General features: G+C 58.1%; 14 protein-coding genes and 1 other RNA gene. 5 read left to right on the plus strand and 10 right to left on the minus strand.

Translation table 11 applies throughout. The features are described from left to right. Positions 1-5 precede the first annotated feature (5 nt). The 4 genes from dnaA to mutM all read right to left on the minus strand — a co-directional run bounded on the left by dnaA (position 6) and on the right by mutM (position 4,544). Complete coding sequence (gene dnaA / locus QRN55_RS18405) at positions 6-1,469, minus strand: chromosomal replication initiator protein DnaA (protein ID WP_284777795.1); 1,464 nt, start codon at positions 1,467-1,469, stop codon at positions 6-8. A gap of 874 nt (positions 1,470-2,343) precedes the next feature. Continuing rightward, the gene (gene rpsT / locus QRN55_RS18410; RefSeq protein ID WP_111840141.1) at positions 2,344-2,610 is read right to left on the minus strand and encodes a 30S ribosomal protein S20; all 267 of its coding nucleotides are present in this window, start codon (positions 2,608-2,610) and stop codon (positions 2,344-2,346) included. 254 nt (positions 2,611-2,864) lie between these two features. Beyond that, positions 2,865-3,638 (minus strand): enoyl-CoA hydratase, encoded by a 774-nt coding sequence (locus QRN55_RS18415; protein ID WP_284777796.1) that lies wholly within the window; start codon positions 3,636-3,638, stop codon positions 2,865-2,867. A gap of 18 nt (positions 3,639-3,656) precedes the next feature. After that, positions 3,657-4,544 (minus strand): bifunctional DNA-formamidopyrimidine glycosylase/DNA-(apurinic or apyrimidinic site) lyase, encoded by an 888-nt coding sequence (gene mutM / locus QRN55_RS18420; RefSeq protein WP_284777797.1) that lies wholly within the window; start codon positions 4,542-4,544, stop codon positions 3,657-3,659. Positions 4,545-4,690: 146 nt separating this feature from the next. On the opposite strand from mutM, the gene ubiE reads away from it, so the two are divergent. Both ubiE and ubiB read left to right on the plus strand, forming a co-directional pair. Then, positions 4,691-5,467: a bifunctional demethylmenaquinone methyltransferase/2-methoxy-6-polyprenyl-1,4-benzoquinol methylase UbiE gene (ubiE, locus tag QRN55_RS18425; protein WP_233135670.1), complete on the plus strand. Its 777-nt coding sequence runs from the start codon at positions 4,691-4,693 to the stop codon at positions 5,465-5,467. 37 nt (positions 5,468-5,504) lie between these two features. After that, entirely contained in the window at positions 5,505-7,079 is a 1,575-nt protein-coding gene (gene ubiB / locus QRN55_RS18430) for a 2-polyprenylphenol 6-hydroxylase (protein ID WP_112497892.1), read from the plus strand. 20 nt (positions 7,080-7,099) lie between these two features. Here the strand turns inward: ubiB and QRN55_RS18435 are convergent, their stop codons facing one another. Next, positions 7,100-8,326 (minus strand): lytic murein transglycosylase, encoded by a 1,227-nt coding sequence (locus tag QRN55_RS18435; protein ID WP_284777861.1) that lies wholly within the window; start codon positions 8,324-8,326, stop codon positions 7,100-7,102. A 99-nt stretch (positions 8,327-8,425) separates the two neighbouring features. Next, positions 8,426-9,031, minus strand: coding sequence for a recombination mediator RecR (gene recR, locus QRN55_RS18440; RefSeq protein WP_111840147.1), 606 nt, complete (start codon positions 9,029-9,031; stop codon positions 8,426-8,428). 55 nt (positions 9,032-9,086) lie between these two features. Between recR and QRN55_RS18445 the strand changes: the two genes are divergently transcribed. Then, positions 9,087-9,698, plus strand: a complete 612-nt coding sequence (locus QRN55_RS18445) for an MOSC domain-containing protein (RefSeq protein WP_284777798.1) — start codon at positions 9,087-9,089, stop codon at positions 9,696-9,698. A 6-nt stretch (positions 9,699-9,704) separates the two neighbouring features. Here QRN55_RS18445 and QRN55_RS18450 read toward each other — a convergent pair whose 3' ends face one another. From QRN55_RS18450 to ffs, 3 genes are all read right to left on the minus strand, one after another. Then, positions 9,705-10,028 (minus strand): YbaB/EbfC family nucleoid-associated protein, encoded by a 324-nt coding sequence (locus QRN55_RS18450; RefSeq protein WP_111840149.1) that lies wholly within the window; start codon positions 10,026-10,028, stop codon positions 9,705-9,707. Between the two features lie 20 nt (positions 10,029-10,048). After that, positions 10,049-11,914 carry a DNA polymerase III subunit gamma/tau gene (locus QRN55_RS18455; protein ID WP_284777799.1) on the minus strand — a complete coding sequence of 622 codons (1,866 nt, stop codon included), beginning with the start codon at positions 11,912-11,914 and terminating at the stop codon, positions 10,049-10,051. An 80-nt stretch (positions 11,915-11,994) separates the two neighbouring features. Beyond that, positions 11,995-12,091, minus strand: an RNA gene (ffs, locus tag QRN55_RS18460) — signal recognition particle sRNA small type. A gap of 31 nt (positions 12,092-12,122) precedes the next feature. Here ffs and QRN55_RS18465 point away from each other — a divergent pair. Further along, positions 12,123-12,584, plus strand: coding sequence for an HIT domain-containing protein (locus QRN55_RS18465; RefSeq protein WP_284777800.1), 462 nt, complete (start codon positions 12,123-12,125; stop codon positions 12,582-12,584). Further along, complete coding sequence (nudC, locus tag QRN55_RS18470) at positions 12,584-13,552, plus strand: NAD(+) diphosphatase (protein WP_111840151.1); 969 nt, start codon at positions 12,584-12,586, stop codon at positions 13,550-13,552. Before QRN55_RS18465 ends, nudC begins: the two co-directional genes overlap by 1 nt. A gap of 17 nt (positions 13,553-13,569) precedes the next feature. On the opposite strand, the gene QRN55_RS18475 is transcribed toward nudC, so the two are convergent. Then, positions 13,570-14,427 (minus strand): prephenate dehydratase, encoded by an 858-nt coding sequence (locus QRN55_RS18475; protein WP_111840242.1) that lies wholly within the window; start codon positions 14,425-14,427, stop codon positions 13,570-13,572. Positions 14,428-14,438: the final 11 nt, after the last annotated feature.

Raw genomic sequence — 14,438 nt, forward strand, 5'->3', positions numbered from 1 at the left:
CACAGTCACGCGTTGTTTTCGTTGATCAACCGCTTCAAAAGCTCGACCTCGTGGCCGAGTTTCGTATCGCCGCCGATCAGTTCCTCGATCTTGCGGACCGCATGCAAAACGGTTGTGTGATCGCGTCCGCCGAAGCGGCGACCGATTTCCGGGAAGGAGCGCGGGGTCAGCATCTTGGCGAGATACATGGCCACCTGACGCGGCTTGACGATGACACGGGTGCGGCGGTTCGAGACCAGTTCCTGGCGCGAGACGTTGTAGTGTCTGGCGACGATGCGCTGGATGTCTTCGATGCGCACGCGCTTGGCTTCGCCGGTGCCGACCAGATGCGCCAGCAATTCATCGACGCGCTCGACCGAAAGGTTCGGCTCGAAAGAACGGCGGAAGATCAGCTGGTTGAACGCGCCTTCCAGTTCGCGACCGCTGGCGGTGACGCTGCGGGCCACGTGGGAGACGATTTCTTCGGGAATATCGAAGCTTGGATCGTCCTGACGGGCGGTTGCGATCCGCTGGTTCAGCATTTCGTAGCGCATCTCGTAATCCGGGCCTTCGACTTCGATGGCCATGCCACCCTGAAGACGCGAACGAACGCGTGGATCGAGCGATTCCAGTTCCCAAGGTGCGCGGTCAGCGGCAACCACGACCTGCTTGGCGCTGTCGAGCAGCATGTTGAGCAGATGGCAGAACTCGTGCTGGATCATCTTGCCCTGCAGGAACTGCATGTCATCGATGACCAGAAGGTCGATATTGCGCAGCGTGTCCTTCAGGGTCAGCGCATCATTATCGCGGATCGCGGTTGCGAAGCGCCACATAAAGTATTCTGCGGTCAGATAGACGACGCGCGGATTGCGCGGGCTGTCGACGGCAGCATTGGCGATGGCCTGGAGAAGGTGGGTCTTTCCGAGACCAACACCTGCATGGATGAAAAGCGGATTGAACCGCACGGCACCCGCACCGGCCTCAGCGATGGTCTTTGCAGCAGCCAGAGCCACACGGTTGGACGCGCCTTCAACGAAGGTGTCGAAGGTAAAGCGGCTGTCGAGCGGCGATCCGAACAGCGGACCGGAGCCAGCGTGGCGGGTAACGGGTGCGGAAGCACCTGAGATCTGCGCGCTTGACGATGGCTGTGGCGGAATGAACGGCTTTGCTCTCTGGACGGAGGCGCTCACGTCAGCGGCGGGCTGGGCGCGTTCTTCGACCGGAGCAGGGCGTGCAGGACGGCTTGCCGAACGCACGAGAATTTCGACCTTCAAGACATCGGCATCCTCGCTCTGAACGAGCGTCGTGATGAGATCGATGTAGCGATTGTTGATCCATGATTTCAAAAATGTCGTTGGAACGGTAAACCGTACGACGCTCTTGGAAACGGAGTGGAGCTTCAGGCGAGCGAACCAGCTCGCATAAACTTCCGGTCCGACCTGCGCCTTAAGCCGCGCGCTAAAACGTTCAAACAGCGCGTCTTGCTTCATAACCTGGTTGTCCCTTGCCGCATCAGTACCAGCTGCATCACATGCCTTTGGTGTGCGGTCCCCGTTTGATACCGCACCCATCACCAAATTCAATTGCATATTGCCGCCTTTCAAAATTGCCAATCATAGCCCGACGAACCAACGTTCATCAGGGATACCCCTCGTTTATTCTTTCTCTCCAGACATCCCCCTCGTAAGCATGTCCTTTGAGTCTTTTGTATCACCGCGAGCCGGTTATCCCACTTCCCTCTTCATCATGGAGAGGTCTGCGATTACTCAACAACTACTCCCACAACACAACCTAAACATACGATCATCAGGACACAGCTTCGCTTTTTCGCAACCGTGTGGATTACGACCAAACCGACCCCAATACTTGAAAAAACGAACTCGAACAGAATTCGTCCGCAAGAAGCATGTGCCTTCGATACTCAAGGATCGAGATAGCTTGTGGATAGAAATCCTTGCCCCTTGTCGAGATGCATTTAGGCAGGATCAGGGGTGGAGATCAATGGCGATTTTTCCGCCAAACCGAAGATCGGCCATTGACTCACTGGGGCCGTTTTGCATCGTTTGAAGGGCCGTCTGGAGAATCTCTTATGAATCAATGAGATTCAATTTCTCGACTTTTTCAAAGGGCGATTTGAGGGAAAAATAAAAATTCTCTTGACTCTAACTTAGTGTAGCCTTCCGTTACGTAAAGCAGCGCCCGATTCAGAGACCTTTCGCAAGTCATTGATTTTAAATGTATTTTTCCGTCACCTCATTGACGCAGAAGTGTCATGCTGACAGGAGACATATTAACAAGTCGTTAGAAACGAAAAAAGCCCGGTCCGAAGACCAGGCTTTTTATAATAAATTTGGATTAGCCGGATTAGGCTGAAAGTGCCTTCACGCGCTGAGCAAGACGGGACACTTTACGCGATGCCGTGTTGCCATGCAGAACACCGCGCGTTGCAGCGCGCTGGATCTCAGGCTGAGCTACCTTCAGGGCTTCCGTTGCCACTGAAAGATCGCCCGATGCGATGGCTTCTTCAACCTTGCGGATGAAACCACGAACGCGCGAACGGCGAGCCTTGTTGACTTCAGTACGGCGAGCGATCTTGCGAGTCGCCTTTTTCGCCGAAGTTGTATTGGCCATGTATGCCTCTCTTCGAATTCAAACCAAAATCCGCAACCACAGGATCAGGTCTGTCGAAGACCTCACGTTCCAAAGAGTGCGGGAGTAATTGGAACAAGCCGGGTGGCTTTTCCTAACCGTGGGCGGGCATATAGCCCTAAAGCGGCTGCCCGTCAACGCGCATTTTCAGCAAAAACGCTGATATTTCGAATCCTTGGCGCCTCTTGAGCCGAAAACACATGAAGCTTTCGGCCCATTCCACGCATGGGATTGCCCTAGCGATTCTTGAATACCGGTTTTCTCTTCTCTATGAAAGCCGCCATACCCTCTTTCTGATCTTCCGTCGCAAAAAGAGACTGGAACAGGCGCCGCTCGAAGCGCAGGCCTTCGCTCAAAGAGCCTTCGAAGGACCGGTTGACGCTTTCCTTTGCCATCAGCACGGACGCACGAGACAGCGACGCGATCACACCCGCAGCCTCGACCGCTTCATCGAGCAGGCGGTCCTGCGGCACGACCCGCGACACGAGCCCTGCCCTTTCTGCCTCTGCCGCATCCATCTTGCGACCTGTGAGAACGAGGTCCATGGCTTTCGCCTTGCCGACAGCGCGGGTCAGGCGCTGCGATCCGCCCATGCCCGGGATAACGCCGAGCGTGATTTCCGGCTGCCCGAACTTCGCCGTATCGGAGGCAATGATGAAATCGCACATCATGGCAAGCTCACATCCGCCACCCAGGGCGAAACCGGAGACCGCCGCGATGACAGGCTTTCGGATAGCTGCCACATCGTCCCAGCCGCCCAGGAAATCACCGAGATAGGCATCGACGAAATCCAGAGACTGCATCTCCTTTATATCGGCACCTGCGGCAAAGGCCTTTGGCGAGCCGGTAATGACAATTGCGCCGATGGACTCATCCGTAGAGAAGGACGCCAATATGTGCCGCAGCTCTTTCATCACGGTAGAATTGAGCGCGTTCAAAGCCTGAGGGCGGTTGAGCGTGATAACGCCGACCGCATCGCGCTTTTCGACAATCAGGGTCTCGTATTCCATCGGATTCATCCTCTCCCGTTACTTCTGGCAGGCGGCGCAGTAAAAGGTGGAACGCCCCGCCTGTACGATACGTTCGACCGTACCCCCGCAACCGGGTGTGGGGCAAGCATGACCCTGGCGGTCGTAAACCGAAAAAGAGTGCTGAAAGTAACCCAGTGTACCGTCGGTTTGAATGTGGTCGCGAAGGGATGACCCGCCTGCCGCTATCGCGTCAGCAATCACATCCCGGATTTTCTCGGTCAGCACCGTCAACTGCGCACGTGGTTTGCCGGTCTTCGTCACCAGTGTACCCGCAGCCCGCAGGGGCGAAAGATGGGCACGCCACAAAGCTTCGCACACATAGATATTGCCAAGCCCTGCAATGATCTTCTGGTCCAGCAATGTGCTTTTGAGCGGCTGGGCCTTGCCGGAAAAGCGGGCTGCGAGATAATCCGCGCTGAGTGTATTGCCTGTCGGTTCCGGGCCAAGATCGATGAAGGCCGGATAGAGATCGATATTGGAACGCTCCACCAGATGCATGAAACCGAAGCGGCGCGGGTCATTATAGATGACGCGCACTGCACGATCGCCCAGCCGCAGGTGAAAGATCACATGGTCGTGCTTGCCATCCTTCGAGCGGGCATGATGGAAGACGCCGGGCGTGTCCGTGCCCTCATCTTCTATGCGAAACGAACCGGACATGCCCAGATGCGAGACGATGGTCAGCCCACCCTCCAGTTCTATCAGCAGATATTTCGCCCGCCTGCCAAGCGAAATGACACGCTTTCCATCCACCAGATCCGCAAACCCCTCAGGGAAGGGAAAGCGTAAATCGGGACGGCCGAGCGCCAGTTTTTCGATGAGCGCACCTTCCATGGTCGGCGCAAGGCCGCGTCGGACGGTTTCAACTTCGGGCAATTCTGGCATGGAGTTTATCCCACATGTTTACCGCAACGGTCTTGTGATCTCCTGCCTGCGGGCATACATGTCGCAGGCAGTTGCTGTCGCAACAGATAGCTTCGTAATCCTGTTTCCGCTATGGTCCGCACCGCAATAATACATGGAGACCGCTCATGACCGAAGCCCGCACCACCGCTCAAGGCGGCATGGAAACCTCCTATGGCTTCCACAAGGTGGATGAAGGCCAGAAGCAGGGAATGGTCAACGAGGTCTTCCATAAGGTCGCCAAGCGCTACGATATCATGAATGACGTCATGTCGGCTGGCATGCACCGCGTCTGGAAGGATGCGATGATCTCGTCGCTCAATCCGCGCAAGGACCCGTCCTATAAGACGCTTGATGTGGCTGGCGGCACTGGCGATATCGCGTTTCGCATCATCGAAGCCTCCAATCGCTTGGCGCATTCTACCGTTCTCGACATCAACGGGTCGATGCTGGCCGTGGGCGAAGAGAGGGCGGCGAAGAAGAAGCTTTCCGACAATCTGACCTTCGTGGAAGCCAATGCCGAGGAATTGCCGTTCGAGGCCAACAGCTTCGACGCCTACACGGTCGCCTTCGGCATCCGCAACGTGCCGCGCATCGATGTGGCGCTGAAAGAAGCGCACCGGGTGTTGAAGCGCGGTGGCCGTCTTCTCGTGCTCGAATTTTCCGAGGTCGATATGCCGCTTCTCGACAAGGTCTATGATGCCTGGTCGTTCAACGCTATTCCGAAGTTCGGAAAGATGATCACCGGCGATGCCGAGCCCTATCAGTATCTGGTGGAATCGATCCGCAAATTTCCCAATCAGGAAGATTTCGCAGCGATGATCCGCACTGCCGGTTTCTCGCGCGTCAGCTATACCAATTATACCGGCGGCATTGCCGCCCTGCATTCCGGCTGGAAGCTCTGATCGATATGGCAGCCACGGGCAGGAAGAAGGCATTCGCATGAGCACTCCTGGCGCATATTACCGCCTCGCAAAGGTTGGCTGGGTTCTCGTGCGCGAGGGCGTGGTGCTGGCACTGCCATCGGAAGACCTGCCGCAGACAGCAAAATTCGCGAAAGCCTTGCTGAAGCCTTTCGCCCGTAATCGCGCGAAACATGCGGACAGGCGCGATCGTCTGGCGACAGCGGTGGAGCGCCTGGGTCCATCCTATGTGAAAATGGGCCAGTTTCTGGCCACCCGCCCCGATGTCGTCGGAGCCGACTTCGCAGACGATCTGTCCAGACTTCAGGACCGCATGGCATTCTTCCCCAATGCCGCGGCAAAGGCCAATATCGAGGGCTCTCTGGGGCGACCCGTCAGCGAGCTCTTTCTGGAGTTCAACGACCCGATTGCCGCAGCCTCCATCGCGCAGGTGCACCCTGCAATGGTGCGCACCCCTTCGGGGCAAAAGAAGGTCGCCGTTAAGGTCATCCGCCCGGGTGTGCGCCAGCGCTTCCAGAACGATCTGGAGGCCATGTATCTGATTGCCGATCTGCAACAGCGCTTCGTGCGTTCGGCACGTCGCTTGCGCCCGGTGGAAGTCACACGCGCGCTGGAACAGACGACCAAGATCGAAATGGATTTGCGGCTGGAAGCGGCGGCGCTTTCCGAAATTGCCGAAAACACCAAAGGCGACCCCGGCTTTCGTGTGCCCGAAGTGGATTGGGAACGCACGGGCCGTGATGTCGTCACCATGGAGTGGATCGACGGCGTAAAGATGTCCGACGTAGAAGGCCTGAAGGCTGCCGGTCACGATCTCAACGCATTGGCCGATACGCTCATTCAGTCCTTCCTGCGCCACACATTGCGGGACGGTTTTTTCCACGCCGACATGCATCCCGGCAACCTCTTCGTTGACCCGAAGGGTATGATCGTTGCCGTCGACATGGGCATTGCCGGGCGTCTCGGCAAAAAGGAACGGCGGTTCCTTGCCGAAATCCTCTATGGCTTCATCACCCGCGATTACATGCGCGTCGCAGAGGTGCATTTCGAGGCAGGTTACGTTCCCGGCCACCACGACATTGCCAGCTTCGCCCAGGCCATCCGCGCCATTGGTGAGCCCATTCACGGGCAGCCTGCGGAAACGATCTCCATGGGCAAATTGCTGACGCTTCTGTTTGAAGTCACCGAACTCTTCGACATGGAAACACGCCCTGAACTCGTCATGCTGCAAAAGACGATGGTGGTGGTCGAAGGCGTATCGCGCATGCTCAATCCACGTTTCAACATGTGGAAAGCCGCTGATCCTGTCGTCAGCAGCTGGATACGCGACAATCTCGGCCCCAAACGCGTTGTCACCGACATCAAGGATGGCCTGAAAGCGGCCATGAAGCTAGCCGAAGCCGCGCCTGAAATCGCTGCCAAGACGGAAAAGCTGCATTCCGACCTGATGTATATGAGCGAGCACGGTCTTCGCTTCGATGAGCGGACTGCCGAGGCAATCGGCAAGGCAGAAGCGCGCCACACCCGTTGGGGCCGAATTGCCCTTTGGGTGATAGCGCTGGTGCTGATCTATATCGCCGTCAGAATAAGCTGAGACAGCGGAGTTATTGGCGCCTATCTCAGCTTGGTTTTGAGGGACGCATCGGGAAAGCAGGTTGAACGCATTCCGTTCTTGGACTGCCAGTCACCGATCGATCGCCGCGTTTTAAAGCCAGCCAGGCCGTCAGCTTTGCCCACATCATAGCCTTTGGCAACGAGTGCCTTTTGCATGGAGAGCACATCGGAGCGCAGCATGGAGCCGACATCGCCCCACTTGGCCTGGAAGGGCCCGGCATTATAGGTGATGCGATCTGCGAGATTGCCGATAAAAAGCGCGTAGAGATCGGAGTTGTTATACTCCTTGATCACATAGAAATTCGGCGTCACGACAAATTCCGGGCCGTTTCGACCGGCGGGAATGAGCATCATTCCATCCGCACTCAAATCGTTAGACGGAAAGCCTTTTCCCGAGATGCGCGTGATCCCCATTTTGGCCCAGTCCGCGACCGGGCGTGCCAGATCTGGCCCTTCCTGCGCGCAGGATACGTTGTCCGGTATGGAAACCTCAAAGCCCCAGTCCCGATTGCGCTGCCAGCCGCGTTTCGACAGATAGTTGGCGATGGAAGCCAGCGCGTCCGGCACGGAATTCCAGATATCGCGATGGCCGTCGCCGTCGAAATCGACGGCATATTTCAGATAGCTCGATGGCATGAATTGCGGCTGACCGAGCGCACCTGCCCAGGAGCCAATCATTTTCGATGCGGAGATATCGCCGCTATCGACGATCTTCAGCGCATCGATCAGCTCTGTGCGGAACAGGTCTTTCCGCGTCGAGGTATAGGCCTTGGTCGCCAGAACGTCGATCACGGCATTCGGCAGTTTCGCGCGCCCGAAGCCTGATTCGCGGCCCCAGACGGCAATGAGGATATTGCCGGGAACGCCATAGGTGGCTTCGATGCGCTTGAGGGTCGCAGAATGGGTGGCAGCGAGCGAACGTCCGGTTGCGGCAAGGCCCTGCAAGCGTTGCTCCGAAAAATAGGCGCCCGGTGACGAGAACTCCGCCTGGCTTTGTGCCTGCTCCTTCGGCGGCTTCTGGCCGGGTATGATGAGGTCCGGGAGCTTCCAGTTGATGGTAAGCCCGCTCAGCGTCATCTCTATCGTCTTTTGCGAGATGCCTGCCTTGCGCGCTTCCGGCCAGATTTCTTTCTTCAGCCAACTATTGAATTCGGCGTCATATCTGGCTGCGGCTGCACCCGTGGGGGTCGATTGCGCGAAGGCCGCGCTGCTCGACAGCAACGTCATGACCGCAGCGAATGCGAGACCGAACAATTTGGAGGGCATGGAGCTTCCTTTTTTGAAATGCATGTGTGGCCTTGTGAACAAGACCAGATTCTATCCGCCCTAGATCGCTGTGCGTGCGCGCAACGCCGCCGTCAGCGTTCCCTCGTCGAGATAGTCGAGTTCGCCTCCGACCGGCACGCCGTGCGCCAATCGGGTGATCTTCACATCGAGGCCGGTCAGCCTGTCGGTGATATAGTGGGCCGTCGCCTGTCCCTCGACGGTCGCGTTGACGGCGATGATGAGTTCGCGAATACCACCTGCACTGACGCGGTCGATCAGACCCTTGATGTTCAGGTCTTCCGGCCCGACGCCATCCAGCGGCGACAGCGTACCGCCCAGCACGTGGTAGGCGGTGTTCATGGCCGCAGCCCGCTCCAGCGCCCAGAGATCGGCGACATCTTCCACCACGATGATCACCGTCTGATCGCGACGTTCGTCGGTGCAGACCGTGCACGGGTCCATCGTATCGACATTGCCGCAGCAGGAGCAGATTTTCACCTTGTCATAGGCTTCGCCCATGGCATGCCCGAGGGGGCCCAACAGTTGCTCTTTCTTTTTGATGAGATGAAGAGCCGCGCGGCGCGCCGAACGGGGACCAAGCCCCGGCACTTTTGCCAGAAGCTGGATGAGTTTTTCGATTTCAGGACCGGTGACTCGTTTTGCCATGGGCGCTTTCTACTGCATAAATGTCATAACGGGAATCACAAGCGGACAGCATCATATGAAAATACGCGCAATCTGCCGGGCCGATGCGAAACTTCTCCCCGGCAAGACGTCGAAGACAGGAATTTTCAAACATCCCGTTCAAGGTCCTGTCCTCATCGACCAGCAGGGAATCGTCAGCGACGCCGTCTGCAACAGGAAACATCATGGTGGACCGGATCAGGCCGTTTACGTAATGGGCTCTGCCGATCTCGATTTCTGGTCGCGCGAACTCGGTCGCACCATCGAGCCCGGTTTCTTCGGCGAAAATCTTGTCATTGACGGCATCGACAGCGCGAAGATGCATGTGGGCGATCAGTTGATGGCGGCCGAGGTGAAGCTTGAAGTCACCGCGGCTCGCATTCCCTGCGCGACGCTAACCGCGCGCATAAGCGACCCAAATTTCGCACCCCGCTTCAAACAGGCGGGACAGCCGGGCTTTTACTGTCGCGTGCTGCAGGGTGGGATGATGGCCGCTGATGAAACGGTGGTACTGACCGCCTATCAAGGCACTCAGCTGCCAATCCCTGTCGTTCTCCAGAAATTCCGGCCATGTCGACTATCGCAAGCGGAGCGGGACGCATATCTCACCACGCCGCTTGCCAGCCGTTTCAGGGCGATGCTGGAATAATATGGCCTAGAAAGGCAGCTTCATACCGGGTGGAATCGGCAGACCGGCTGTCAGGTCGCGTGTCTTCTCAGCCGTGACGGATTCCGCGCGCTGCTTGGCATCATTATGCGCAGCCACAAGCAGATCCTCGAGAATTTCGACTTCGTCTTCCTTGAGGAGCGACGGATCGATTTTCACGCCGAGCAGCGAACCCTTGCCGCTCATCTTGACGGTAACAAGCCCGCCACCGGATTTGCCTTCGATTTCGAGTGCAGCAATCTCTTCCTGCATCTTCTCCATCTTGGCCTGCATTTCCTTGACCTTGCCCATCATGCCCATGATGTCGCGCATCGCAAAACTCCTGTCTTTTTCTAGAATTCGATATCGTCGCCGGGAAGGATGTCGCCTTCGCTCGATTCGACAACGGATGGTGGTGCGATCTCTTCGACGTCGTCGGGCACCGGTGTCCTGATGCGAACGTCCGTAATCTTGGCACCGGGAAACTGCGCTAGAATAGCGGCGACATCGGGATCTTGCCGCGCATCGACAAAGCGGGCTTCGCGCGCGTTGCCCTCCGCTTCGACAAGCGTGGGCTCACCCTGTTCCTTGCTGATGCTGACGATCCAGTGGATGCCGGTCCATTCCTTGAGCTTGACGCCGATCTCACCGGGAAGCGAGCCGGGCGCGCCTTCGCCGAGCCGCAGGTCGAAGCGCCCGGGCTCCAGCCGCACAAGATGGACAAAATTGCGCAGCCTCGCTTTGAGGATTGGTTCACGGTGTTTGGTGCAGAGATCGACGATGTCACTCAAGGCGTTGATGGGAACCTTGGGCTCTGGTCGTTCTTCTGGCTTGGGGGTCGCGACCTGCATCTCTTGCGGGCGGCTGTCCGGCACAGTGCGCAGCATGGCGGTCGGCTGCGGCGAGGTCTGGCGCTGCGGCGAAACTTGAGCGGAGGCAACGGCCTGCGTAGACGAATAGGCGCGTGCGCCGCCACCATTACCGCCACCGGAAGGCGCACCGCTGGACGCGCCGCCGTCTCCATTGGCAAGCTCCAGCAGCCGACGGGCGGCATCTTCGGGCGCAGGCAGATTGGCCGCATGCGAAAGGCGGATCAGCACCATCTCGGCAGCGCCTGCCGGGCGAGAGGCATTTTCCGTTTCAGGAATACCCTTCAGCAGCATCTGCCAGATGCGCGACAGGGTGGACACCGCGATACTGTCGGCGAACTCCGCACCGCTGACACGCTCGACCTCCGACAGCGACGGGTCTTCCGCCGCATCCGGCACATATTTCATGCGCGTCACGAGATGCGTGAAATCAGCCAGATCGTTGAGGACGACGACAGGGTTCGCACCCGCCTCGTATTGAGCCGTAAATTCACCCAGGGCCGACGCGACATCGCCCTTCACCACGTGGTGAAACAGATCGACGATACGGGCGCGGTCGGCAAGGCCCAGCATACCGCGAACGGCTTCCGCCTCCACATGCCCGCCACCATGGGCAATGGCCTGATCCAGCAGAGACAGACCGTCACGCGCGGAACCTTCAGCTGCACGGGCGATCATGGCCAGCGCCTGCGGCTCTGCCTCGAAACCTTCTTTAGCTGCAATGGCCGTAAACAGCCCAACCAGATCGGCAGCGCTGATCCGGCGCAGATCGAACCGCTGGCAACGCGACAGAACGGTAATCGGAACTTTGCGGATTTCGGTCGTTGCGAAGATGAATTTCACATGTTCCGGCGGCTCTTCGAGCGTCTTCAGAAGGCCGTTGAAGGCCTGCGTCGAGAGCATGTGCACTTCGTCGATGATGTAGACTTTGTAGCGTGCCGAAACCGGGCGATAGCGCACCTGCTCGATGATCTCTCTGATGTCGTCGATGCCGGTATGAGAGGCGGCGTCCATCTCGATCACATCGACATGGCGGCCTTCCATGATGGCCTGGCAATGTTCGCCTGGGATGCGCAGATCGATGGTCGGCTTGTCGATTTCGTCGGTTTTGTAGTTCAGCGCACGTGCCAGAATGCGGGCTGTCGTGGTCTTGCCCACGCCGCGAACACCGGTCAGCATATAGGCTTGCGCAATGCGCCCGGTCTCGAACGCGTTTGTCAGCGTGCGAACCATCGGCTCCTGGCCAACCATCAAATCGGAAAAGTCCTTTGGGCGGTACTTTCGCGCCAGAACCCGGTAACCTGTACCCTGCTCTTTGGTCTGGGGCGTATTGGTTCCGGTTTCGCTCATCGCCTCGCCAGTGATTGGGTGCTGCCCGCTTCAGGCCGAATGGGCCCGGCGAAACCTGAGCACGTCTTCAAAAAGAAAAGGTGGGAGGCTGGCACGGCGACCCGTGCCTGGCTCGTTAGGGCTGCTTCCTTCCGGACCTGACCCGGTTGGCGAGTGGCTCGTCCACCACCAACCTCCCGAAGGCACATATCGGCAATAATAAAAGCAAATGCAAGCCAAGCCTTCAAAAAACTGCTATCAGGAGAAAACAAATTGGGAGGACGCCTTGGACACATTCCGGCTTGACGATAGACTGGCGCGCGACAGCGTGCTGATTACCAAGCTGGGCCTGTGCCAACTGCGCCTTCAAAATGATTGCCGATGGCCGTGGCTCGTTCTCGTGCCGCAGCGAGGCGACATGAGCGAGATGTTCGACCTGACACCGCTCGACCAGACGACGTTGGCATTCGAGATCAATCAGGTCGCATCCGCGCTGAAACAATTGACCGGCGCGGCGAAAATAAATGTCGGCGCTCTTGGCAACATCGTGCGGCAACTCCACGTTCATGTCATTGCCCGCAACGAGGGCGATCCTTGCTGGCCGGGTCCGATCTGGGGGCAAGGCACTCCCGTTGCCTATTCGGACGAAGACAGACACAATTTCATGCAAAAACTGGCCGGCGCGCTCTGATGACATCACACAGCATTTTCGATACGAACTCCCCCCATCCAGAACCAAGCACCCTCACCGCCTTCGCGCAAAACAAGCTGGATCGTCTGGCGGAAAAGCGCACGGAAAACTGTGTCGTGGATGCGCTGAAGCTGGAAGGCACGCATCTGCTGGCCTTCGCGGGCACAAAGCTCATTCTCAAACATGACGACCAGGTGCTCGACCCGCTGTTTTCGGCCTACGAGCTGGCAGAACTCGATCCCGACTTCGAAAAGGCCATTCTGCTGGGCCACAAGGACAATGGCGAGCCGCGCATCGCTGTTCCCGTGAACATTGCCGAGGACGCGCTGGCAAGCCACTACAAGCCGGTGGATGCCCGCACGTTGTATCGCGACCAACTGATCGGCGACGAACTTTTGGGCGAGGTCGCCCAGGCTGTGGCGCTGATCAACTGGAACAGCGATAACCGTTTTTGCGGGCGCTGCGGCAGTGCAATGGAGCCGCGCATCGGTGGCTACAAGCGCACCTGCACAGCTTGCTCGCATACGATATTTCCGCGCACGGACCCTGTGGTCATCATGCTGACGATCGATCTGGAACGGGAACTGTGCCTTCTCGGTCGGGGACCGCACTTCGCACCCGGCATGTACTCCTGCCTGGCAGGCTTCGTGGAACCGGGCGAAACCATCGAGAACGCCGTACGCCGCGAGACCCATGAGGAAGCCAATATCGATGTCGGCAGGGTGCGTTACCACGCGTCGCAGCCTTGGCCGATGCCCCACACCCTCATGATCGGTTGCTACGCAGAGGCGCTGACGCGGGACATCACACGGGACGAGGCCGAGCTTGAAGATTGCCGCTGGTTTACCCGCGAGGAAGTGGCAACACTTCTGGACATGACATCCGCCGACGGCAGGCAACCCCCACCGCGCGGCGCCATCGCGCACCGCCTGATGCGCGACTGGATCGAATGGGGCAATGCAGAATAGGCCCCTGCTGCCGCTGGCTAGATGAAGTTGAGCTTGCGGCGCATGGCGTGACCTTTGTAGACGCCGAGGATGCGGACTTTTTCCGAAAAGAACCGCAGCTCATCCAGTGCGTGTCGCACCGATTCGTCGTCGGGGTGACCCTCGATGTCTGCATAAAACTGCGTTGCCACGAACTTGCCGCCCAGCTGGTAGCTTTCCAGCTTGGTCATGTTGATGGAATTGGTGGCAAAGCCGCCCATGGCTTTATAGAGTGCTGCTGGAATATTGCGGACGTTGAACACGAAGGTTGTGACGATCACTTCGTCTGACGCAGTGCGTTTCGTCCAGTCCTCATCCCGTGACAACACCACGAAACGGGTGACGTTGTTTTCGGAATCCTCGACATTTTCAGCCAGAATATCGAGGCCGTAGAGTTCGGAAGCGAGCCTCGGTGCAAGTGCTGCCATGCTGCGATCGCCCAATTCGGCCACCAGCTTCGCCGCACCCGCCGTGTCACCAGCAACGACCGGCTTCCAGCCGTTGGAACGGATGATCTTGCGGCATTGTCCCAAGGCATGGATGTGGCTGTGGACCGTCTTGATCTCATCTTTCTGTACACCCGGCAGCACCATCAACTGGAAGCGGATGGGCATGAAATACTCGCCGATGATGTGCAGGCGTGATTCGGGAAGGAGATGATGAATATCGGCGACACGACCCGCCAGCGTGTTCTCGATGGGGATCATCGCCAGCTCTGCATCGCCGTTCTCCAGTGCGTTGAACGCGTCCTCGAATGTCGGGCACGGCAGCGGCTCCATCTGCGGGAAAACGTCGCGGCACGCCATATCGGAATTTGCGCCAAAGTCGCCCTGAAAGGCAATGCGGTTGCTGCTCATGGTATCGCCAT

This window comes from Agrobacterium sp. lyk4-40-TYG-31 (assembly GCF_030209855.1).
Lineage (GTDB): Bacteria > Pseudomonadota > Alphaproteobacteria > Rhizobiales > Rhizobiaceae > Agrobacterium > Agrobacterium vaccinii.